Raw genomic sequence first — 23,961 nt, 5'->3', positions numbered from 1 at the left:
TTTACATAAGCTTAGTAAATATTAGGTTTATCACCAATCAACGCCTCATTCTGCTAAGCTTAACTAACAAGCTGTAGGTATCATTGAATTTTATGGCATTAGGCAAAAAGCGTAGTAACAGCCAAATAGATCACCATCGTCGTGCATTTGCGCAAAAAGCGGCCTGTATCGTCGCAGGTTGCACAATGCCTTATAGTTTATTGGCAAGTGAACTGTGTCAGCAGAATGCTATTGAAGAGCTTGAAAAGTGTCGTCGCGCCAACTTTAACATGATGTTCGCCTCACCCTATGACACTCATAAGTGGCGCTCATCTCCGCATATGCACCAGCAATTGAAAAATAACGTCGAGCACTTCAGTGACGGAAAAATATATTTCAATACCTTTGACAACGGAATACTTGGCGTAGGCACTGAATTAGCAGTGCACACAGCGCGTGGAGCAATTCAAGCGGCGTTAATCTCGGTTTCCAATCTGACACCTATTTTACCCGCATTAGATATACTCAATATTCCTTTTTGGTGTGCAGAACAGCAACAGTACCTCAATCTAATTTCATCAAATACATGGCAAAATCATGTACTTAAAAAGATACATCAGCAAGGTAAGCTCACTATATTAATGCATTACTTGCCCGGCGCGCGTACAGTCACATCCACCAAGCGGTATGGCGAGATTATAAAAACTCCACAAGATATGTTGGACATCGTGTTTCGCATACCGGCTAGCAAAGTGCTCAACCAGTTTTATGATTTATGTGGCACCCGAGCTGTGCAAGTTCCATGGAAAAAGGTTGCCACGTTAGCTGAAGGTGGCCGTATTGAAGCTTTGGATCCGTCTATTGTTGGACTATTTAATGGGCCTAACAATCTGAGAAAACATTTAGGCGTCATTTCGTCAATTAATAGTGTGCAAGACGGCTGGCTATTTGTCGTCAACCAACCATGGTTTAATGCTCTGCCGTTAAAGCTCAAACACGCATTGCATGACGCTGCCAGTAAAACCTTTACAGAACACTTAGCACAACAGCCAAACATTGCGCGCTACTGTGAGCGTAGCCTAAAGAAATTAGGCACCGATATCTATGTACCCAATCAAGAAGAGATTGCTCAGTGGCATGCGCTTGCAGGCCCAGAGCAACCGCAATGGCTGCCGTTCAAACGCCAGTTACTAGGTAGTGAAAAAGGGTTTATGCGGTTTTTTGAAGCCGCCCAAGCATAAGGCCTATTATGGGTCACTTTTGCTTCGCGTTGCGTCTATTTCCGCCAACCTTAGGTTTGGTATTGGCCTTTTTAAACTGGCTAAACCCTGTGTGTCTGGTCAGAGCTGCTCGGCCACGCGTATTTTTACTACGCTCAGTGCGCCCTTCCTCAGGTACAAGGCAATTCGGACCCTTACCAATTAAATTTGCCTTACCCATGTTACGTAAAGCTTCACGGATCATAGGCCAGCCTGATGAGTCATGATAACGCAAAATAGCCTTATGCAAGCGCCTTTGCCTTGCGCCTTTGGGCACAGATACTTGCTCAGTATTGTTCTTGATGTTTCGTAGCGAGTTCATTTGCGTATGGTAAATAGTCGTCGCGTTTGCCATAGGTGAAGGATAAAAGTTCTGAACTTGGTCTAGTTTAAAGTCATGTGCTTTTAACCACAGAGCCATGTTCACCATGTCTTCGTCCGTTGTACCTGGGTGTGCAGAAATAAAATACGGGATCAAGTATTGCTTCTTACCAGCTTCTTTTGAATATTTATCAAAGAGTTCCTTAAACTTATCATAGGTGCCCATGCCCGGTTTCATCATTTTAGACAATGGCCCTTCTTCGGTATGCTCTGGAGCAATCTTTAAATAGCCACCAACATGATGTGTCACGAGCTCTTTCACATAGCGCGGGTCTTCAATTGCTAAATCATATCGTACCCCCGATGCTATCAGGATTTTCTTAATACCCTTTACATCACGGGCCTTGCGATATAGCTCAATAGTTGGTGTGTGGTCTGTGTCCATATGCTTACAAATATCTGGATATACGCAAGACAAACGACGACACGTACTTTCCGCTTTTTTGCTCTTACAGCGCAACTTATACATGTTTGCTGTCGGGCCACCTAAGTCTGAGATAACCCCAGTGAAACCAGGCACTTTGTCTCTGATCTGTTCGATTTCATCAATGATTGACTGCTCAGATCGACTTTGAATTATTCTGCCTTCATGTTCTGTAATCGAGCAGAAACTACAACCACCAAAACAACCACGCATGATATTTACGGAGGTTTTTATCATCTCATAGGCAGGGATTTTCGCATCTCCGTAACTTGGATGTGGAACGCGCTGATACGGCAAGCCAAATACGATATCCATTTCTTGTGTTTCAAGGGGAAAGGCTGGAGGATTGACCCATACGGAGCGATCTCCATGACGTTGAAACAACGCTCGGGCACACCCTGGATTGGTTTCTTGATGCAAAATTCGAGAAGCATGCGCGTACAAAGGTTTATTAACACTTACTTGTTCAAAAGCTGGCAACTTTACGTAGACCTTTTCCCAAGGCTTCAAACGAGGTGGTTGAACGGTGATAGGCTTGGCAGCTTCCGCCGACAAATCAATGCCCGCTTTGGTGAATTCTGATTTACTACAACCCACATCATCAGCACCATAGGGGTTGGGAATGGGATCAATTTTTCCTATCTTGTCTATCGCGGTTGAATCACTACCTCGCCACTGCGGTAAAGGAGTTTTACGAATAACAGCCGTGCCACGCACATCTTGAATATCTTCTACTTTGTCACCTTTGGCAATACGGTGAGCCACTTCCACCAGTGGACGCTCAGCGTTCCCATAGATCAAGATGTCGGCCTTTGCATCGAAGATAATGCTGCGGCGTACTTTTTCTTGCCAGTAATCATAATGAGCGATGCGCCTTAAGCTTGCTTCAATCCCACCGATGACTAGCGGTACGTCTTTATAGGCTTCTCGACACCTTTGGCTGTACACCACAACAGCACGGTCAGGACGCTTTCCGCCTACATTTCCTGGGGTATAAGCATCATCGTGTCGCATGCGTTTTTCGGCGGTATAACGGTTTATCATGGAATCCATGTTGCCTGCAGTTACACCAAAAAACAGGTTGGGCTTGCCTAGGCTCATAAAAGCATCTTTACTCGACCAATCTGGCTGCGCGATGATCCCTACTCTAAAACCTTGTGCTTCAAGCACCCGTCCAATGACCGCCATGCCAAAGCTAGGGTGATCAACGTAGGCGTCCCCTGTCACTAATACAATATCGCAGCTATCCCAGCCTAATTGATCCATTTCTTCACGTGTGGTAGGTAAAAAAGGAGCCGTGCCGTAACATTCAGCCCAATATTTGGGATAAGAAAACAACGGACGTTCAGCTTTGAGTGCGCTCATAGTGACTGCCTAGAGGATAAAAAGAGGCGAATTATAGCCTAAATGCCTACAACCACAAACTATAGATTATCAGCAACAAACTAAGGTAAAGCGCACATCCTTGCTTGTTTGCAATATTTAGTCACTCGCCTTAGGTTTATAGCTTTTTAAAAACGCCATAAACTCATGACTTGGCATGGGCTTAGCGTACATAAACCCTTGTACTTCATCACAGCCCATTTTTTTTAATAAGTCGCTTTGTGCTTGAGTCTCAACGCCTTCTGCAATTGTTTTACGACCAAGATGCCGGCCTAAAGATATCACGAGTTCAGCAATCGCTCCGCTATCATTATCAGGAATGTCTTTGATAAATGCTCTGTCGATCTTTAGTCGAGAAAATGGCAATTTTTGCAAGTAACTCAGTGATGAAAACCCCGTGCCAAAATCGTCAATAGCCACTTCTACTCCAAGCTCTTGTAATTCAGTCAGTGTCTCTACCACCGCGCCAACTTCGTCCATGACCACACTTTCTGTGACTTCTAATTCGATAAAATGTGGCTCTATATCATATTCCAACAGAGTTTCTTTTACACTTTGCGCATAGTTGGGAACTTTAAACTGAGGCACCGACACATTCACCGCAACGCTGATAGGTTTGCCCATAGCCGCCAGTTTTTTTTGTTGCTCACACGCCTGCTCTAGCACCCATTGACCAATATCGACAATCAGCCCCGCATTTTCAGCCAAAGGCACAAAAATTCCAGGAGAGATATATCGGCCATTGTCCGATGGCCAGCGTAATAACGCTTCACAGCCCGTCACTTCTAGTGTTTTGAAACATAACTGAGGTTGATACCATACCTCTAATTTGCGTTGTTCAAAATCTTGTCTTAGTTGGCGAATAAGTCCCAACTTCCAAGCCATTTTTTCTTCAAGATCTGATGTATACCAACCAACTGACTGATTTCCTTGTTTCGCTTGATTCAGCGCTATGTAAGCTAATTTTAGTGTCTCCAAGCCATTACAAGCAAAGTCGTCTTGGTCACATATTCCCACTCTGAAATGAATTGATAAAACATGCTCATTCACTTGATAAGGAATCAGTAAGCTGTCCATGAACATGCGCTCATCAAAACCTATTTTAGGCAGCAACATTGCAAACACATCAGCCCCAATGCGCGCCAGCAGCTCAACCTGAGGGAATTCTTGGTCAAGGCGATGCATTACGGCAAGCAACAATTGATTACCCACTTCTTGGCCTAAACCATTGTTGATATCTGAAAACTGAGCAATATCGATCAGGATAAGTATTAAGTTACTGTCTTGATCCTTGTAGTACTGTGCGATTTTATCAGTAAAACAAGCGCGATTTGGTAACTTTGTTAGCGGGTCTTTATAAGCCACATCACGTAATTCATTAAACAATTTTATGTTGTCTAATCCAATACTGACGTTAGCTAAAAAGATCTCCATAGACTGCAATTGAGAGTCTGTCGGCTGAATGTCTAGCTCCAAATAAATCGCCGCGCTGCGATTTTTGCCCTGAAGTAGTACGGTAATATCATGATCAGTTTGCTGATGCTCACCGCTGTCAAAACAATTCTGTACCTGCATGATCACACGGCCATTGTCTAACTGCTCAAGCCCTTGGCCAAAAAACTCTTGAAACTGACTAGTGCCACCTAACACAACAATCCGTTTGTCATTCCCCAATTGCCCACTGACAATACCATAGGGTTCACTGCCTAAAATTTTTGCTAATTGTGTCACTACTGCAAGGCTAAAGGTTCGAATGTCGTTATGACCAAGAATCCCTTTAATGGCGTCAAGAATCGATGCCAACGCTAAACCTTGCGCTTCGAGCTCACAAATTTGACGATATGAACGCACTGCTGTCATCATGGACGTTACCAACTTACTGCGTGTTAGCTCCGTCTTCATCTTGTAATCGTTGATATCGTAGTCGCGGATCACTTGCTCTTCAGGGGCGTGACCTGGTTGGCCTGTACGTAAAATAATGCGCACATTTTCATTTTTTAGTTCGTCTCGCACACGCTTTACGACGGTCAAGCCGGCATCGTCAGTTTCCATCACCACATCTAGCAACATCACACATATTTCTGGGTTATGGATTAACTTTTCTATGGCCTCTTTACCACTGTATGCATGGTGAAAATGCAACGTTCGACCCCAAAACTCTACGCCTGACAAGGCCAATGTTGTAACAGAATGAATTTCAGGATCATCATCTACAACAAGGATATCCCACGCGGCTCCACTGACCTCAGCTTCTTGTGTGTCATCATCATGATCTAGAAACAAAAAATCATCTTGCTCAGACGCCATTTTTTATCCTTCAATTCACTACTTTGCTTTATTGTGTTTCAAGCTTAAGTTTACTAACCCATTTACCATCATACGAATTGTGGTACATTTTTACTATCAGGTATAAATTTCATACGTACATGAAATATTATAGACGATGTTCAACTACTTGCGTGTTGGATGTTCGCAACCAATGTTGCTGGAGATAGCTATCAGAATTCTCATCACTTTGACTAAGGTATTGTTACTCGCTTGCTTACTATTTGTGCTGGCTGGTTTGCTTTTGCCTCATAAGTATCATTTAAAGCAACAAAAGACCTTTCTCACAGCAGAGGCTCAACAGCTTTCATCTCTATTTGACTTACAAGCTTGGTCGCAACTTATGCGCTTAAATCGAGTGAAAGGTACTAAAGATATTCTCATTTCCATTCCTAGTACCGGTGTTGGCGCCCATGCAACCGTGCAACATCAGTTTGGCAAGGCTGAAATAACCATTACCAAGAAAGATGCTCACGGCATACACTTTTCACTGTTGATTAATAACGAACATACCGCTGCCGGACAACTCACTCTAACGCCACGTAATGATTCGATCACCGTACACTGGCACGTAACGGGCGTCATTCACTCCACCATTTTTGGCGGTTATATGGCACTGTATATGGAATATTACATACATCAGTTGATGATTTCAGCGTTCAATAACCTACAAACAGAACTTAAATTGCGAGCCTCTACATGAGTGTAAAAAACGCCCAAGCTAAAGCGAGCTTAGCCTCATTAATCGAAGATAAACTCGGATTTACGATGGTTAAAAGTCGTGACTTTGGTACACGAAGTGCCTCAGATAACAGTTACAGCGCACAAGGTACCATGCCCATAAGCTATTCAGTACGCAGTGATGAAAGCCTTCTTAAACGGGCATTGAAGCGCCAGCAACTCAACAAAATTCAGCGTCAGCAGAACATTGAGCAAATTACGGCGATGGCATTGAGCGTGTGTCCAGATGTAACCAGTCAGGGACGACCAGACCCAGACTGGTTAGAGCACTACATTGTACTGGCTGAAGATATCGCCAATCAAAATATGCAAAAGTTGTGGGCAAAAATTTTAGTGGGCGAAACCGTCTCACCTGGTACTTTTTCTATCAAGAGCTTGCAAACATTAAAGCAGATGACACAAAGAGAAGCCTCGGCCTTACAAAAATGTGCAGCACTTTGCGGCTACCTAGAAAAAGAAGACAGCTACTTAATTTTGTTAGGATATTATAAAAAGCCTTCATTTTTCGACTTACTAAGAAAGGGCAACAAGGAGTCCATTAACCTCGCCAATGCAGGTCTTAGCTTCCCCAATATACTCACTTTAATGGATATTAACTTGCTGTATCGAAAAGAGATTGAGTCTGCCAGCTTAAAACAAGGTCAGCCAATGCAGTTTTCTTTTCACAGCAAAAAGCTCACGTTAACCCCGAAAAGCAATGAACTCGTTCTGAGCTACTACAAGTTGACGCAAACTGGAGATGAGTTGAAAAAATTGGTGAGTTCACCTATCAACAAAAAGTATAAACATCAGTTGGAGCAAGCGCTCGCCGAGGAGTTTGAATGTCACTGGAGCTGATAAGATATTTCAGGTAAGTAACGGAGCTCTCTTGTGAGTGCTCTGTCAGCTCACTAACCTCAACTGCGTATTCGCGAGTTTGCACAGCCGAGGTTAGCTAAATCATACTGAGAATTAGAAATGTACTTCGATACCAGCAAATGGTCCTGAGGCATCGATATCTGTAGAGATGTCATCAACATCATCTAATTCAAGTACCATCGAGCGATAACCAGCACGCACAGCTACATCAACAGCCAAATTGCCAATTACTTGCCATGCAACACCCACTTGATAGTCTTGAATTTTGCTATCATCAACAGCCAGCATACTGCCTTCTGCAAACACGCTAAAGCCGGTCATTGGTAAGCCAAGTTCAGCACGCAGGTAACCCAGCGGTACCACGCCTGAAAAGTCGCGAGTTTCTGTAGTGGTATTCCCTTCAACTGTACCCGCAACCTGAATTGTGCCATCAAATTGTTTAAGGTTTACACCAAAGTCAAATGACACTAAATCATTGTCAAATATTTCATAGTAAAGGGTATAGTCTACATGGCTTAGATCGGTGAAAGTATTCGCAGTGGTGCCAACGATAAAGTCTTTTCCGCCAAATTCAAACGTTTCAGACAAGGTAGTGGAACCATTTAGTTCGAGTTCGGTATAGCGTAACTTGATATTAGGCACAAATGGCACTGGGTGCTCAAGCGCAGCATAGTAACTTGTGAAAGTTTCATCATCGAAATTGAATGACTGAGCATTGCCGCTTTCGGCGAAGTTCCCCGAGTTATCGGCCTGCCATCCTTCGGCTCCTAAATACAATCCAAGTAAGGTGTCAGCTTGAGCAACGGGTGCCAAACAGGCCATCGACAACGCGGCCGCAATACAGTACTTTTTCATTTTTTATCCTTGCGCTAAGAGTTCACTGAGTTCGATAAGAGCTGCATTAGCTCTTGAAATATAGTTTGCCATTACTAACGAATGATTAGCAACCAAGCCAAATCCGCTACCATTTAAAATCATAGGACTCCAAACGGTTTCTTGAGTCGCTTCGAGTTCTCGAATAATCTGTTGTAGGCTGACCGTCGCATTCTTTTTTGCTAGCACGTCTGCAAAGTCATGCTCTACGGCTTTTAAAAAATGTAGCAGTGCCCAACTTGCGCCCCGAGATTCGTAGAATACATCGTCAATCTTCCACCAAGATGTTTTTATTTCTCTATGGCTAGGTGTATATGTTGCTTGATTCGCCGCACTGTCCCCAGCTAAATCTGTATTAACTCTATCTTGGCCAACACTGGCACTTAAACGCTGGCTTAAACTTCCTAATCGCTTTTCAGCTTCCTTCAACCAACCCCGTAGATTATCTGCGCGCGCATAGAATTGGCTATCCCTCTGTGCAGGGCTTGCGATTTTTGAGCGGTACTCTTTAAGGTAATTAATGCCTGATTGATACTCGCCCTCAGCGCTAGGCCATGCCCAAGCCGTTGAACTAATATTGAATTGCGGCTGTGCCAATTTAAGTGCAGGATGTTCCGTCGACTGAGATTGAGAACGGCTAAAGTCTTTACGCATAGACAACGCCAGATCGCGTACCATTTCCAATGCGCCATATTCCCAAGCTGGCATGTTGTCCATTAAAACGCCAGGCGGTAGCATGTCATTTGACAAATACCCCCCTGATTTTTGCAATAAGGTTTCACTCACACTAATTAAAGTGTTGGTTGTGACATACCCCGTCACCAACTTTTCGTTATTACTCTGAGCTTGCTGTTTTGCGCGCTCTAATACATCAAATTTTGCAGGTTCTACACTCCAATAAACCGCCAACAAATAGCCTAGTAAGAGTAAAGCGCTTAGTGCACCAATAAACTTTCCTATATTTTGCTGCATAACTGCTCCTAATGATGTTTATGTTCTGAGTGGTTATTTTCTTGCTTACCCATTTCCTCTTGCAAAGACACCACCTTTATAGGGCTTTCAAGCCTTTCACCGTTTGCAAAGTATAATGTCAAAGTCAGCTTTTCACCTTTTCGTAATTTACCTGTCGGCTCAAACGCCATTAAATGATAGCCTCCTGGCTGAAAAGAGATTGTTTGGTAAGGTGATATAGTCAGCTCTTGTACTTTTTGCATTCGCATCATTGTATCACTATGAACATGCTCATGAATTTCAACTCTTCCTAAGCCAGATATAGTGGCTTTTTGTAGTATCCGTGTTTGTGGTGAATGATTCATTAACGAAAAGTACGCTGCAGTTGAAGTCGCGGCTGGGAGAAATTGCCTGATCTTAGCGTGTTGTACCACAAGCTTAGACGAATTTCCCTGTTCAGCTATGACCAGAGAGGGCGCTAAGCTCAACAGCATAGAGGTAAATACAGCAAGATATTTAGCAAACATGAACATTCCTTTAAAATAGCAATAACTGTCTAAATCATAACATGAAATAGACAGTCACGCGCCATTAGCCCAATGTTTTATGTGCTAATGACCTGACACAGGTTCAAACACTAACCACCCCAATCCAACTAGCAATAAAAGAGGAATAGCAATCAAAATAGAGTTGAACAGCAGTGCCAAAACTAGCCCAATGAACACTACTAAAAAGGCGCCAATCAACCCCATTCCCAGTAACGCAATGACCGCTATAAAGGCGATTGTTCCAATTAATACGGTAATAAGCTCTATCCCAACCCAGCTCAGATTCATAAAAAAGTCAGGAATACTTAGCCAAGAAAGTGGTGAGCTCAACCAAGATAAGGTGGAACATATTAGCAATGCGATCAGTACTAAAAATACGGTTTTCATAGCATTTCACCTTTAAGCTTTGGTTGGTAACGCAACACTGGCTATTGCATACGCAAGCACTGTCACCACCGGAAACTTAATAAATAACAACACAGTAAGCAGGCGAGTAAGCCAGATAGGCATATCAAACCGCTCAGCAACTCCCGCACACACCCCAGTTATTTTTTTATGACCTAGAACACGGAAACAACTCTTTCTCTCACTATAATATTTCATAAATGACTCCTTAAGCCCCTGCTGGCGCAGGCTTGCTTTGCATCTGTTGCTTCAACTGTGCCAGTGCCACATCAACTTTTTCATTTCGTTCAAACTGCGCGAATTGCAGCGCCGTTGAAGATTGGCCTAACTCGTAACTCTCAACTTGCGCCTCTATACGCTCAACTTTACTTTCCAACTGCTCAAAACGGTTGAGCACATTCGCCACCTCATCGCTGCGAAGAGTCTGCTGTACCTTTATTCTTGCGCTGCATGATCTTTGTGCTCGCTCAAGCTGTAGTTGCTTAGCTTTTAAAACCTGAATTTTACTCGCAAGCTTATCTGCATCGTCTTTCAATTTGATTAACGTTTCATCAAGTGAGGCTAATTGCTCCTGCAATTTCTCCCGATTATCAATAAACTTTTGCTTTTCACTTAATGCGGCCTTAGCAAGATCTTCTCTATCTTTGCTTAAAGCATGCTCAGCTTTTTGTTGCCATAACTCTATTTGCTTATCATGCTCACTGGTGCGCCTGCTAAGCGCCTTCTGTTCGCAAATAATTGTTGCAGCTGTCGAGCGGCATTCGCTTAAAGCATCGTTCAGCTCAATCAACAATTGCGCTGCTAATTTACGAGGGTCTTCAGCCTTATCTAAAAATGCATTTACTTCTGATTTTATTAGATCTTCAATTCTGTTAATTAAAGCCATACTTTGCTCCTTTGCATTGGCGTTAGGTTAACCTGATACTCCAATCTTTATGCCAGAGTTACAAACCTCATATATTACAATAGATTAGATGTAAGCTAGGGAGAGGGAAAGCGAGCACCAGAAGTGAATTTTAGCTGAATACACTAAAAAATAGTGATTTACACCACCTTTTATCGCAGACAAAGGAATGGCAGAAGCTTACATATGTGGCGGTGTAAAGAGTCTATATAATGATTTTTTGCTATTGGTTTTCATTGGGAATTGTTATACACCCAATACAATAATTATGGCAAGATTAAAAGAAACAAATAAAAGAATAAAAAGCGTTAAACCTAACGTTTTACGCTTTTTAAAAGGCTATATATCAAATTTCACTATTAATATATAACCTATTGCGAACACTATCATCTAGCATAAAGCTAAATTACTTTTGCAATTCGTGACAACCGCTCGCACAGTTAGTACATGCTCCCATACCACCAGCCACGTCAGGGGTTAGCTTGTTTGGAAGGTCATGTTTTTTATCAGATAAATTAACTAATTTCTTTTTGTTTAACTTAATTTTGGTTTTCATATAAAGCTCCTTATTTGCATTTAAAGCTTTTAGACATTATCAAAATTCAGGAGCTATATAATCTGTAATAAATGGCAGTTGACAAAAGGAAATATATAATAATAAATATTCTGAGCATTTAATAGTAAGTACAGACGAAACTAAGCGGTGAGCAAGTTGGCCATGTAGCAAACTCACTGCACCACTTGGACTATCTGAAGTTGGTGAGGTTTTAATTACTTCTTATCAAAACGCTTATGTATATTATGAAGGAGTCGAAAATTTTACTGTTCAGGTACAAAACTCAGCGCCTTTTCCATCACGCTAAGATCAGCCTCTCTTTTATGCCCATTTTCTGATAAATGGCGACGGAATCCCCTTGCTCCAGGTTGCCCCTGAAATATACCTAACATATGACGGGCTATGTGCCAAAAATTTGCCCCTGCCGACATTTGCTGCTCAAAGTAATCGTACATACTACGCACAACCTGATGTCGAGTTTGACTGAACGCCTGCTCACCATAGATAAGCTCGTCCACCTGTGACAGCATAAATGGATTGCTATATGCCTCACGTCCAACCATCACTCCATCTATGTGCTGTAGGTGATGTAAGCTGTCATCTAGCGTTTTAACACCGCCATTTATGCTAATGTGTAATTCTGGATAGTCCTTTTTCAGCTGATAAACTCGCGGGTAATCAAGTGGTGGGATCTCTCTGTTCTCTTTCGGGCTTAGGCCTTGTAACCAGGCTTTACGAGCATGGATAATGAAATCGTCACATCCTACCTTAGCTGATGCCTCAATCAAGGCCGTTAAAAACTCATAAGAGTCCTGTTCATCAATGCCTATTCGCGTTTTTACCGTAACCGGAATATTCACTTGTGCTTTCATGGCTGCAACACAATCTGCAACGAGCTGAGGCTCCGCCATTAAGCACGCACCAAAACGACCGTTTTGAACTCTATCTGAAGGACAGCCAACATTGAGGTTGATTTCGCTGTAACCATGCTCTGCTGCCCGCTTAGCACATTCCGCTAAAGCGGTAGGATCAGATCCCCCTAATTGCAAGGCAACTGGCATCTCATGCTCACCAAAGCTCAGGTAATCTCCCTTACCAAATAGAATTGCACCTGTGGTGATCATCTCAGTGTATAGCACCGCATGGTGTGTTAACTTGCGATGAAATGTACGACAGTGCTTGTCTGTCCAATCCAGCATGGGCGCAACAGAAAATCGTCTGAACGTTGAATCGCTTACCATTGAAGGACTATCGCCTGATTTAACTGAGTTTGACATATTTTATGAACCGCCTTTAATTACCTTGAACTACCGCGAGCTTCGATATTTAGTCACCCTGTTGCCACCCTTGGTGATAGGGTAAAATATATTATAGAGGGTACTTGCCATGGCTGGCTTTATAATCGAAAAACGTAACTTACCGTCTGGCGACATACGCAACAAATGCGCTTGCGCTAGAATTCTAAGGGCGAGATTATACACAAAGCCAAGCGAACCTTCAGTAAAAGATTCTTAGTATTCATAACTGGCAGGAGAAAGTCTTGTTTGAAGCGAAAGGGATTGGGCTAATCACGCACTCAATCCCTGCTAAAGCTTATAAGTTAGTATCCAAGTACCATATCACAACCGTGATTATAGTAACTGACTTCACCCTCATAGTAGGCAACCACACCTTTGTCGTATACTTGCTTACCAAGATAACGATCACCAATAAATTCGAAGTTTACGTCTGAGGTTTTAGCAAGCTTAAACTTCTCCAACAGGTTCATATCAGGGTCCGCTAGTTGAAAGTTCAGTAGGCCCTTCTTGATAGCATAATTACCACGCATAATGAAGTTGCGACCCGTCATATTAGTATAAGTAGGTGCCGCATGACCAATAACGACATGCTTATTCGCTTTTACGCAAATTTGGTGTAGGTCATCGAAAAAATAGCCATCGGTTTCTTTTAGAAATAATACACCTTTACTTGCCACATTGTTATTAGTTGGAAATGGCTCGTAGTTAGCACTACTTGAATCTTCTGAGCCGAATGAGTCTTCTGAGCCGAACGAGTCTTCTGAACCGAATGAGTCTTCTGAACCGAACGAGTCTTCTGAACCGAATGAGTCTTCTGAACCGAACGAGTCTTCTGAGCCGAATGAGTCTTCTGAACCGAACGAGTCTTCTGAACCGAACGAGTCTTCTGAACCGAACGAGTCTTCTGAGCCGAATGAATCTTCTGAGCCGAATGAGTCTTCTGAACCGAACGAGTCTTCTGAACCGAACGAGTCTTCTGAACCGAACGAGTCGCCTGAACCGAATGAGTCACCTGAACCGAACGAGTCGTCCGTGCTAAATGACTGATTGACTCCCATTTCTTTGGAATGAAACTGCGATTGCTCGAGTTTGGCAACATTATCAACAATATCATACAACCCAGAAGCTAAAGTTTTTCCAACGTACACCGTTCCGAGTGCAATTGGTAATACAGCCTTTAAGTTAAATTTCATCGTTTATCCTTAAGTTAGATGGTGTTTAGCCTATGAATATAATTACTAAGAGCTGTTAACAACTGCTTCTTAGCAACCGAAAAATAGCTATCCCACTGACTTGGTGGGATATGATTAATATGACTTGCAATAGTAACGCACATATATTTTAACGAGCCGCTCAACAATAGCTTGCTCGTCATGCTTTTACTGTGCTCTAAGTCGTATATAAAACGATTAAGCGCAGTAGCCAGCTCTAACACTTTTTGAGTTGCGTTGATCCCTTCTACTAGGGTTTGAAGGGACTCTTGTATATTCAGATCCAATTGCTCGAGCACTTTGGTGTTACCATATTGCTGCAAACAATACGTCAGACCTTGGCGTATATGCGCTAACGCTTCGTTTATGTCGGCAGTTTCAGGCTCGTCTAGGAATTGTGTAAGCGAACTTACCATTGTACCTTTGATATAGGCACCGTCACTGGTATTAGTGATTGCTGCAAGTCGATACTTTGAAATCAATACTTCTAGACTTAGCCTCGCTTCATTAAAAATACGAGTGCTTTGAACTTCCCCACCAAAGTTACCTTTAACGCTCAGCTCTGCTTTAACTTTGTTTAGAAATAATGGATCTAGCTTATCAAGGTACTGTGAATGCTGACTATGGTGTAACTGCTCGTCGCGAAACCCAAAATCACAACCAGCTAACGCTACGTTTGTGAAGCCCAGTTTTAACATGATAGCCAAAGCCGCATTTGCAACCGTTGGGTTGCAGTGATAGAGAGGTTCAAACGTATTGTCGCCCTCTTTGAGCATTTCTGTACCAATATCATTGGCTTTTAAGAAAACCATCTTATGATTAAACAATGCCAATAGCTTTGGAGAAACCGTGTTGAGCGTTAGCAAAATCGTATTTTTTAAGCGAGGGTCAGATAACGAGTCGGCTTTTAGCTCATATATATCGACGGTTCTTTCCATCTCCACATGAAAGTCTGGAGTGATCCCCTGCTTGAGCAGGCTCGCCACTGCCGTACCACATGAAACAATCACGATATTCTGTGCTTGCGCTAGCGCCTGTATGCATTTATCTAAGCTGGGGCCATTACCCACAATGACCACTTTGGGTTGCGATGTAAAACTTTGTGTGAAGTTTGGTGTAAACTTTAACACATCCCTTTGATTTTCTAAGGTGTGAGACAAGCCAATAAGTTCATCTTCAAAGAATCCCCACATACTAGCAAAGCGATTACGCCAAGACCTAAATTGCTCAAATATCTCATCATACAAAGGGGAGTTGTAGTGACGGAACAAACTTATATCAGCAAGTAAGTGGTAACCATGCTTGATTAATATCGCACGCATTGCATTCATAAAATCACTATAACTCTCAACACGGGGGATATGCAGCTCACCACCGCGTTCTCTACACTGCGTTTGTAATTGCTCAATATCAAGGTGACGACACGCGAGTTCTAAAGAGTTGGCATCATTCTCTATAATAATCACATCCGTGTAGTTAATTTTCTTAAGTAAGGCGGGAATTTGTAGCCCCGCTCCTAATCCAAGCAATAGTAAAGTGCCACGTCTTGGCACCGATGACTTTTTGTAGCCCAACATCTGGGCATGCTTGGTCATATTGGTAATAAAGTGTTGGTGTAGGTATCTCGGCCTTTCTAGTGGTCTAAAATGCATAGATAAATGCAGTGGTGATGATAAAAATAATGATGTTTGCTGTGCACATAGTTGCTTTGGACAGCCTGAATAAAATGAGTGCTCAAACTCGTTTATACGTTGCAGGCTTTGTGAATAGTCATCCTGAGTCAAAACCCATCCACTGAGCTGACTAATAATTTCTCGGTTCCTATCAAACACCTCTGAGCATTGAGTTGCCCCCATAATTATCTTCCCTAATATTACTATGCATGCAAAGCATACCCTATTGTATCGATATACGAAACATTCTGTTCAATAAAGTACTTAGTTACACGTAGAAGGGTATTTCAAACAAATAAAAATCAGCAGTATATAAATTAATTAACCTCCTCTCATGCGGTTGTTAATTTACATTAAAGCAATAGCTATACTAGAGATATTCAGAGAAAACTCCGTTAGCACTTTGCCTTACCCTCAAGACACGATAAACTACCGCTACTTATCTTTTGGAGTTTAACTTTACGCGTGAAATCGCATTTAGGCCGCCGAGCTTTTTCTGCTATGGAGTTACATACTCTATTTAATGGCTACATCTATGGTGACGAAAAGCAACCCAGAGAACAGCCCAAACATTGGCATTTCTGGCTTCCACTTATAGCCTATTACACTGGCGCTTATAGTGATGAAATTGGCAGTTTGACATTACGCGATCTAACCACTCAAGAGTCTGTTACTGGTTTTAACTTTCATACCCATGGCAAGCTTAAACCCAGATTTATTCCCATACATACTGCATTGTGGCAAGCAGGCTTAGAGCAGTATATTAACTTCGTAGAATCGCGTAAACACACCCGTTTATTATTTGACTTACCCTCTAAATCCGGCAGGTATAGTGAAAAAGTTAGAATTTGGTTCTCAGGGGAAGGCGAGCGGATGGGCTACTTACAAAAGTGTGGGCTGCCGAACGTTGATCAACAAGGGCTCAAAACAGCGATTAGTAGCCTCAGGTTAAACTTCGAACAGCAAGTTAGGATAGCTGCTATTCAACGCGCAGATAAACCTGCATTTCATTACCTGATGGGACTAAAAGATGACAACTTGCTTGAACAACCAAGTGCTATAACGCTGAAAAAGATAGTCGCCCCAATTCGAGTCATCAATAGCAATGTGCACTGGCAACGTTTTGTTGAAAGACACAGCTAATGCTTAAGTAATCAATAACAGCTGGCTATAACCACTTTAACCTATCTCACATTAAAATTCTGCTGGCACTAAAATACGCTTATTAGTGTAGATTACTGTTTGTACAGCTATAAATCTCAGCTGTAGATAAGCGTTTTGATAAAATAATAAATTAACTCTTTGCTGTTTTAGCATCCAATGATGATATTTCACTCAATTTCTTGCGAAATCATGGCGAGCTATTAAAGTGAAGAGAGTAAAAAATAGCTTTATTGGGCAAATTCACTTATGTGCAACTGAGGTTTGTTACTAAGTGTTCAGAGTTCACTATCAGAGTTTGCCACTGATCAAAGTTACAGAATCACAAATTTTGAACATAAAAAAACGCCACCCTTTGGGTGGCGTTTCAAAATTTATTACAAACTAATCTTAATTAGTTAGTACCAGTTACTGGAACTTCGTTACACTCAATCGCAACGTCACCAGTTAACGCATTACCGTCGTTTTGAACATTTTCAAAGGTAAATACTTTAGACTGGCCACCACCGTCAACTTTAGCACCACGGATAGTGGCACGTACTTTGTAGTTAGCGCCAACTTCAACACCTTCTAGTTTAAATGTTGACTCACCCATTGATTCAGCTAGTGCTGCAGCTTTACCATCTTTAGCATAAGTTACAATTGAACCAGAAAGGTTAGCTGTTACAGTGCTATCCGCCGCACAAGTACCTACCAGAGTTACGTTTTTATCAAATGTTTCAACATCGCTACCGATGTTTACATTAACGTTACCACAAATTGGCACTTCACCATCTGACGTATACCAGTTGTTACCTGAATAATCATACAAACGAACATGTGCTGTGGCATTTTGAGCGATACCGAAGCGAGATGCAGAAGACGCTGGAATTACATGCTTGGTAGCGCTACGCGTGTAACTGCCAATTGTGCCGTCACTTGAAGAGATTGAAACAGCCAAACCACGAGCTGGAATGTCGCCTGTAACATTAAGAGTTAGACCAGCTGTACAGACAGGTACGTTGTTACCGATAGCGAAGAAAGTAAGGTGATCAGTTTCAAATGATGCTGGGTAGGTACCATCTGTATTCGCTGTACCGACTGTTGCTTCAACGGTTTCCTTCGCCCACATACCAGTAACTTCATCATATGAAGCAATTGATAGCATATCACCCGCGGCTACATCACTGTCAGCAGGTAGATTAACTGATACACTGATTGGCTGAGAGAACTTCTTAACGTGTGCTCCGGTTTCATCGCTCATAGTGATGCTTGTTACACCTAAAGAAGTCATAACCTCTGTTGTTGCCCCAGCATTTAGACCCTCAGGAATAATCGCACCTGCGTTTACATTTGATGAGTCTGCTGCCACTACATTCATAGTCACTTCTTCACCTGAGATAGCTTCACCAGCTGCATTTTGAAATTCAGTGTTAGCAGATACTGTTACGCTCGAGCCTGCTGTACCTTCTGATGCAGAAGCAGTAACAGCCTCTGCCGTTGAGCCACCAGTCACCGCTGCTTTCTCAGTTTTTACTGTTACACCAGTCGCATCTGCAGCAACCAGGCTAAACTCTAGCGGAATATCGTTTGCACCATCATCTAGCTCAGCAGATAGGTCAACAACGAAACTTTTAGAAATATAGCCTTCTGCTGATACCACCGCGGTTACGTCACCAGACGCACCTTCTTTAGATAAGAACGTAAAGTTACCAGTTTCATCAACCGTTACCATGCTCAAATCTTCGTTGTTGACGTCAGTCAAGTTAGTTGCAGCTTCGCCATCAACTAAGAATGACACAGTTGCACCCTCTAAAACATCAGAGTTTGCTCTGTTTACAACATTTACCGAGAACACTTTACTTGGTTGCTCGGTTACGATCGTATCAGGTACAACAATTTCTGTTGGAGTTTCTGTAGGTGGTTCTACTACTACGTTATTGTCGTTGTCGCTAAAACAACCTGTTAACGCAAATGATGCAGCGATAGACACTGCAAGAAGTGATTTTTTATTAGCAAGCATGATTAGTCCTTGTTCCATTTTTTTGCAAAGGCCACAACAACCTCCACAGAGTTTTGTAAATCAAATATATACTATAGAAAATTCTATCGTATTTTCAAATTTTATAGTTAAGCAGTAATTTCACTACTGTACAAGACAAAACCAGCTTAAAATCTTAGAGTTAAACTTCAGCTGAATACTTAACTTGCACGATTAGCCTATTTACAGTTTCCAACCTTGTATTACTGATATGTATTTTTAAAACGATAGGTACTACGTACCTCATTACGACAAACACGTAACTTAAGCTATATTACCCTTTTCCATTTCAGCGCTGCACTAAAAACCCCAGCGCTAACACCTACTTGTAATTACGCAGTAGGATACGGGTAGATGCTTTAATATACAAGTATTAGCTTTTAAAAAATATCTCAAAACATTGCATTTCAGCAAGTTAGTAATATTAAAGTTGTATTACATCGCAGCAACTGCCTAGCTGGTGTCTTACTTAACGAAACACGAGGTAAGCTTCTCTCAACCTAGCCAAGTTGGCGTAAATATAACTGCTAGACAACCTGCCTTGATTAAGCAACGTTCTGTTGATACTCACAGGCGTATCAAGTTGCAGTGCCTTACCAATCGCCAAGTTGTTATGCTCTTCACCAATCCTTGTACTTACAGTATGACGCCACGCTTCGTTACCCTTAACTTGGCCATAAGGTGTTGTAGCCATATCTTTTCTTGGTGTTAATGGAATACTGAAAGCCACACCAACCATTTGAACGTCAGTATCTTGAGCAAAAACTGATACATAACTATCACCAAACCAAAAGCGCGTTTCTAATTTCACACCGCTATCTTCATAAAAGAAACGTCCTGCTGTTGCGTGAAAACTCACATCTTCTTCAACCCAGTTATAACGATATGATAGCGTTTGGTAATCGCGATCAGCTTCATAGTCTTCATACTCTAAATAAGCAATATCGGCGCTTAATTGATGACGACCATTGTCACTGAGCCATGACGTTTCATTTTTGATACCTACATAATCATGAAACTCTTTGAAAAAGCCCACATGTGTTTGGTTGTATATACCATAAGGTAGTTCGAATGTTTGATATAATGTCGCCTGCGTTATACCACTTTGTTTTGCAAATGGGCCAAATGGGCGGTGTGATTCAAAATCATCAGTTTTAGCAACTTCGGTTTCAGCCACCACACTCAGGCCACCGCCATACCACATTGGTAAGTCAACGGCAGCTTGTATCGCTAGTGAAAAATCATATACACCTAACTCCGTAGCCAAGTTGGTGTCTAGCGATGGACCTAGGGTTAAACGTGGCTTAAAATAAGGACTATTGGTTTTTGGCATACCCACCCAAGACACACTGCCTATAGGCTCCATTTCTCCGCGGCGAATGTCCATATCAGGCGTCGCACTGGTGTTAATGAACTCGCGATAATTATCTACTTGGCCCGTAACAGATAGCATCGGCATGCCGCGATTTAGCAACTGTACGCTGTATTTCGCCTCAGGTTCATCTATGTGCTCTGCGATTCGGCCTAACACAACGCCAATCGCATCTATATCATTGCGGTTAAATACATAGTTCTCAAAGCTTACAACTATGTGAGGGTCACGGTTAAAGCCAACGCTTATCGCTTCAAAGCCATCATCTACCAATGCATTTTTTAGCTCTCTAGCTTGTATGGTCAAAGACTTACTGAAACTATCACGCTCTGAGAGCTCTTGTTTGGCTTCTTCCAGTGGTTTTTGAGCCAACTCACGTTGCTTTTGATAATGCGCTGCAAACGCTTCTTCACGCTTTAAGTGGTTATCTAAAATAGGTGCAGGAGCCGCTTCAGTAGGATCATTAAGCTCTGCTTGAGTGAACAGCGGCATGGTGAAATTGATGCCCCAGAATGTATCTTTCTGTGCATAATCAGTATTACTATAAAATTTACTGGTAAGGGTTAGCGTACCTACATCATACAGCCATTCTTTTGGTACGGTAACGCGAACTCCTGCATTTACTGCCTCAGCATCATGCTCTAGCTGCAATGCAAACCAATCAAGCGGCTGCCACTCTATCCCAGCAAAAGCCCCATCCATTTGCCCTGTTACTCTGTCACTTACAGCAAAGCCAGCCGAGAACCTAAAATCATTCCACTGGCGAGAGCCTGCTAGGTAATATGTCTCATAGTGATTTGCTGCACCACCAATATCTTTAGCGCCTATTGCGAGATTGAACCACTCTTTAGGCACAAACGGAACTTGATATTTTAAGTTAAATGATAAATCTCGAATTTGATCATGGTCTTTCATTACAATCAAATTATCGTGCATTGTGTTAGAGGCAATCATGCCACTCACTTCTAAGCCATCAAATAAGCCTGCTGAAAAAATGTAGTTGTGGCCATCAACATATTCTAGCCCAGATAAATCGAGTTGATTGTTGTAGCCGATATCAACACTCCCCTTGGTGAGCACTTCAGCTGTTGGTGTATTAATTAGACCTGTATACCCTGCAAAAGCAGTGTAATTATTCATTTGGGTATCTGCCAATGCAGGTATACTCGCAAGTACCACCCCACCAGCAAACAGTGTAGTTATTTTTGACATGTGCGCAGACCGATTATTATTTTCAATTCTTGAATAAAATTTGGTGAAGCCTATTTCTAGCTCAACCGTAACCACAAAAGTTATTGTGTTATCGTATATGGAAGCATCTAAAAACCCAAGCAAATATCGTTACAAAGAGATTGCAACCAATCAGTTCTTTGGTGAATATCAGTTACAACAACCTGCATATACCAACAGTACAACGATATAAACCCTAACAACCGCCCCGCTGTAATGATTGAATCAATGCCAATGGGATTGTAGATGCGCTAAAAGGCACTTTGTTGGTCTATAAATTTAAATATTTCTCAGATTAACAACTTTCTTCTGAGACTCTCTTTGTGATTCAAGTACCTGTTTCTTCTCATTCCATACTAAGTCACAAATACCATCCGTCGGGTTAAACCCTGTAGGCGCCTCTAGTAGTAGTTTACGAATATGTTCATGATCAAAATTATGACAAGCCGTGTCCATTGCACTCATAAAAGACTCTAGCTCAGCCATTGGCAATTTTACTTCGTTCGCAGTCATAATGCGCGGATGAGAAGTATCTTCAACATTGTCACCAATGAGTAATTCTTCATAAAGCTTTTCACCGGGCCTTAGACCTGTACATTGTATTTCAATATCACCATGAGGATTTGACTCTGATTTAACCTCAAGGCCGGATAGGTGGACCATTTTGGTTGCTAAATCCTTAATCTTGACTGACTCTCCCATGTCCAAAACAAATACGTCTCCACCTTTACCCATTGCCCCTGCTTGGATAACTAGCTGAGCAGCTTCAGGGATCGTCATAAAAAAGCGCGTAATATCTTTATGAGTTAAGGTAATTGGTCCACCTTCTTTAATCTGTTTACGGAATAGAGGCACGACGGAACCACTAGAACCAAGCACATTACCAAAACGCACCATGCAAAAACGGGTATTTTTAGACGTTACTTTACTTTCAGCCAAGGCTTGTAACACTAACTCTGCCATACGCTTGGTTGCACCCATCACATTGGTAGGACGCACCGCTTTATCTGTAGAGATTAATACAAAGGTCTCTACACCTGCGTTAATAGCAGCTTTAGCCGTGTAATAAGTACCAAATACATTATTGCGAACCCCCTCAACGACATTTTGCTCTACAAGCGGAACATGTTTATAAGCCGCAGCGTGATAGACTGTTTGTACCCCAAAAGCCTTCATGCAAGTTTCAATACGGTTAATGCGCTGAACAGAGCCCATTACGGGTACTATTTCCAATGACACGCCTTTATTCAGTACAAGCTGATTCAGCTCCTTTTCAATGCTATATAAACCAAACTCAGACACCTCAAAAAGCACCAGCTTTCTAGGTCCATTTAATATAATTTGCCTACATAGTTCAGAGCCAATAGAGCCTCCAGCACCAGTCACCATAACAACTTTGTCTTTGATATTTGCAGCCATCAGCTCTGGTTTGGGTGTTACTGGGTCTCTGCCCAATAGGTCTTCAATTTCAACTTCTTTGATTTCATCCAATTGTGCTTTACCGTCAATAACATCTGCCATACCTGGCACTGTCATCACCTCAAGTGGCAGCTTTTCTAACTTAGTCAGTATTTCTTTACGGCGAGAGCGCGATACGCTTGGTAAAGCAAGCAAAACCTTATTTGCTCGCTTTTTATCTATCAAATTATAGATTTCGTCGAAGGCGACAACGGGGATCCCTTGGATAATAGCATTATGTTTGGTAGCGTCATCGTCTAGATACGCCGTAACATAATAGTCAGGCCCTGTTGCTAGCGCAGTTGCAAGCTGCCGACCAGCATCTCCAGCGCCATAAATAACCACTGGGGTTTTAGTAAATGAGGTTAATCGCCAAATAAGTGCTCTCACCAAAATACGCGATCCCCCCACTGAAAGTATCATCAACCACGCATAAATAAAGGGCATAGTACGAGGGATAGCGGTTTGCGTAAAAAATGAAGACAACACTAAAATCACGGTACTAATAACAGTACCAAGTACAACAGCACCGACTGCATTTGCCCCAACGTAACGGAGCACAGCACGATACAAACCAAGTTTTACGAATATCACCAAGCTAATGGGGAGTAATAACGCGAGGATTAACCAGTTTTTAAAATTAGCCAGTGGTGCAAAGCTATCAAGGCGAACAACAAGCGCTAACCAGAAGGCTGAGACTATAAAAACTGAATCTAATACGAGCGTGAAAAGTCGTTTTTGGCTACGAGAAGCGCCAAGTAAGGCACGAAACCAACTATCCATTGTGTTCCCTTTTTATTCCAGTTTTATTCCAATCCGAACTATAACTACAGACGCACTTAAGCATAGTACAAGCTGTAGTATACACAAAAGTAGCAATAATTTATGAGAAGAATATGAAGCACTTTTATTTCAACCCATTAACTGTAACTTTGTACTTTCCCAATGATA

19 protein-coding genes are annotated in these 23,961 nt (G+C 42.1%); 4 read left to right on the top strand and 15 right to left on the bottom strand.

Translation table 11 applies throughout. The features are described from left to right. The first annotated feature begins 92 nt into the window (after positions 1 to 92). Positions 93 to 1,220 (top strand): TRAP transporter substrate-binding protein, encoded by a 1,128-nt coding sequence (locus tag BET10_RS02745; protein ID WP_070983287.1) that lies wholly within the window; start codon positions 93 to 95, stop codon positions 1,218 to 1,220. 13 nt (positions 1,221 to 1,233) lie between these two features. Here BET10_RS02745 and BET10_RS02740 read toward each other — a convergent pair whose 3' ends face one another. Both BET10_RS02740 and BET10_RS02735 read right to left on the bottom strand, forming a co-directional pair. Continuing rightward, the gene (locus BET10_RS02740) at positions 1,234 to 3,408 is read right to left on the bottom strand and encodes a YgiQ family radical SAM protein (RefSeq protein WP_070983286.1); all 2,175 of its coding nucleotides are present in this window, start codon (positions 3,406 to 3,408) and stop codon (positions 1,234 to 1,236) included. 117 nt (positions 3,409 to 3,525) lie between these two features. After that, on the bottom strand, positions 3,526 to 5,733 hold the full coding sequence (locus BET10_RS02735; protein WP_070983285.1) for a bifunctional diguanylate cyclase/phosphodiesterase: 2,208 nt from the start codon (positions 5,731 to 5,733) through the stop codon (positions 3,526 to 3,528). Positions 5,734 to 5,869: 136 nt separating this feature from the next. On the opposite strand from BET10_RS02735, the gene BET10_RS02730 reads away from it, so the two are divergent. Together BET10_RS02730 and BET10_RS02725 are read left to right on the top strand one after the other, a co-directional pair. Beyond that, positions 5,870 to 6,454, top strand: coding sequence for an SRPBCC family protein (locus BET10_RS02730; RefSeq protein ID WP_071038860.1), 585 nt, complete (start codon positions 5,870 to 5,872; stop codon positions 6,452 to 6,454). Further along, positions 6,451 to 7,329, top strand: coding sequence for a TIGR03899 family protein (locus BET10_RS02725; RefSeq protein WP_070983283.1), 879 nt, complete (start codon positions 6,451 to 6,453; stop codon positions 7,327 to 7,329). Before BET10_RS02730 ends, BET10_RS02725 begins: the two co-directional genes overlap by 4 nt. A 114-nt stretch (positions 7,330 to 7,443) precedes the next feature. Here BET10_RS02725 and BET10_RS02720 read toward each other — a convergent pair whose 3' ends face one another. The 10 genes from BET10_RS02720 to BET10_RS02680 form a co-directional block, all read right to left on the bottom strand. Then, positions 7,444 to 8,205 carry a TIGR04219 family outer membrane beta-barrel protein gene (locus BET10_RS02720; RefSeq protein ID WP_070983282.1) on the bottom strand — a complete coding sequence of 254 codons (762 nt, stop codon included), beginning with the start codon at positions 8,203 to 8,205 and terminating at the stop codon, positions 7,444 to 7,446. A gap of 3 nt (positions 8,206 to 8,208) precedes the next feature. Beyond that, positions 8,209 to 9,195, bottom strand: coding sequence for a DUF2333 family protein (locus BET10_RS02715; RefSeq protein ID WP_070983281.1), 987 nt, complete (start codon positions 9,193 to 9,195; stop codon positions 8,209 to 8,211). 8 nt (positions 9,196 to 9,203) lie between these two features. Next, positions 9,204 to 9,701, bottom strand: a complete 498-nt coding sequence (locus BET10_RS02710) for a copper chaperone PCu(A)C (protein ID WP_070983280.1) — start codon at positions 9,699 to 9,701, stop codon at positions 9,204 to 9,206. Positions 9,702 to 9,785: 84 nt separating this feature from the next. Further along, positions 9,786 to 10,109: a hypothetical protein gene (locus BET10_RS02705; RefSeq protein WP_070983279.1), complete on the bottom strand. Its 324-nt coding sequence runs from the start codon at positions 10,107 to 10,109 to the stop codon at positions 9,786 to 9,788. Between the two features lie 12 nt (positions 10,110 to 10,121). Further along, positions 10,122 to 10,325, bottom strand: a complete 204-nt coding sequence (locus tag BET10_RS02700; protein ID WP_070983278.1) for a PspC domain-containing protein — start codon at positions 10,323 to 10,325, stop codon at positions 10,122 to 10,124. Positions 10,326 to 10,335: 10 nt separating this feature from the next. After that, positions 10,336 to 11,013, bottom strand: coding sequence for a PspA/IM30 family protein (locus tag BET10_RS02695; RefSeq protein WP_070983277.1), 678 nt, complete (start codon positions 11,011 to 11,013; stop codon positions 10,336 to 10,338). 424 nt (positions 11,014 to 11,437) lie between these two features. Further along, positions 11,438 to 11,587, bottom strand: coding sequence for a hypothetical protein (locus BET10_RS21400; RefSeq protein ID WP_170829098.1), 150 nt, complete (start codon positions 11,585 to 11,587; stop codon positions 11,438 to 11,440). Positions 11,588 to 11,850: 263 nt separating this feature from the next. Continuing rightward, a complete protein-coding gene (gene dusA, locus BET10_RS02690; RefSeq protein ID WP_096348918.1) occupies positions 11,851 to 12,864 on the bottom strand; it encodes a tRNA dihydrouridine(20/20a) synthase DusA in 1,014 nt (337 codons plus the stop codon). Positions 12,865 to 13,187: 323 nt separating this feature from the next. Next, complete coding sequence (locus BET10_RS21660; protein WP_070983276.1) at positions 13,188 to 14,078, bottom strand: hypothetical protein; 891 nt, start codon at positions 14,076 to 14,078, stop codon at positions 13,188 to 13,190. Between the two features lie 14 nt (positions 14,079 to 14,092). Continuing rightward, complete coding sequence (locus tag BET10_RS02680) at positions 14,093 to 15,952, bottom strand: motility associated factor glycosyltransferase family protein (protein ID WP_070983275.1); 1,860 nt, start codon at positions 15,950 to 15,952, stop codon at positions 14,093 to 14,095. A gap of 282 nt (positions 15,953 to 16,234) precedes the next feature. Between BET10_RS02680 and BET10_RS02675 the strand changes: the two genes are divergently transcribed. Continuing rightward, positions 16,235 to 16,912 carry a site-specific integrase gene (locus tag BET10_RS02675; RefSeq protein ID WP_070983274.1) on the top strand — a complete coding sequence of 226 codons (678 nt, stop codon included), beginning with the start codon at positions 16,235 to 16,237 and terminating at the stop codon, positions 16,910 to 16,912. Between the two features lie 412 nt (positions 16,913 to 17,324). Here the strand turns inward: BET10_RS02675 and BET10_RS02670 are convergent, their stop codons facing one another. The 3 genes from BET10_RS02670 to BET10_RS02660 form a co-directional block, all read right to left on the bottom strand. After that, positions 17,325 to 18,932, bottom strand: a complete 1,608-nt coding sequence (locus BET10_RS02670; protein ID WP_070983273.1) for a hypothetical protein — start codon at positions 18,930 to 18,932, stop codon at positions 17,325 to 17,327. Positions 18,933 to 19,419: 487 nt separating this feature from the next. Beyond that, entirely contained in the window at positions 19,420 to 21,534 is a 2,115-nt protein-coding gene (locus tag BET10_RS02665) for a YjbH domain-containing protein (protein ID WP_070983428.1), read from the bottom strand. A gap of 297 nt (positions 21,535 to 21,831) precedes the next feature. After that, positions 21,832 to 23,793, bottom strand: a complete 1,962-nt coding sequence (locus BET10_RS02660) for a polysaccharide biosynthesis protein (RefSeq protein ID WP_070983272.1) — start codon at positions 23,791 to 23,793, stop codon at positions 21,832 to 21,834. Positions 23,794 to 23,961 lie beyond the last annotated feature (168 nt).

Source organism: Pseudoalteromonas amylolytica (assembly GCF_001854605.1).
Classification (GTDB): Bacteria; Pseudomonadota; Gammaproteobacteria; order Enterobacterales; family Alteromonadaceae; genus Pseudoalteromonas; species Pseudoalteromonas amylolytica.
Note: the sequence above shows the minus strand (reverse complement) of the source record. Positions and strands in the feature narration are given on the sequence as shown.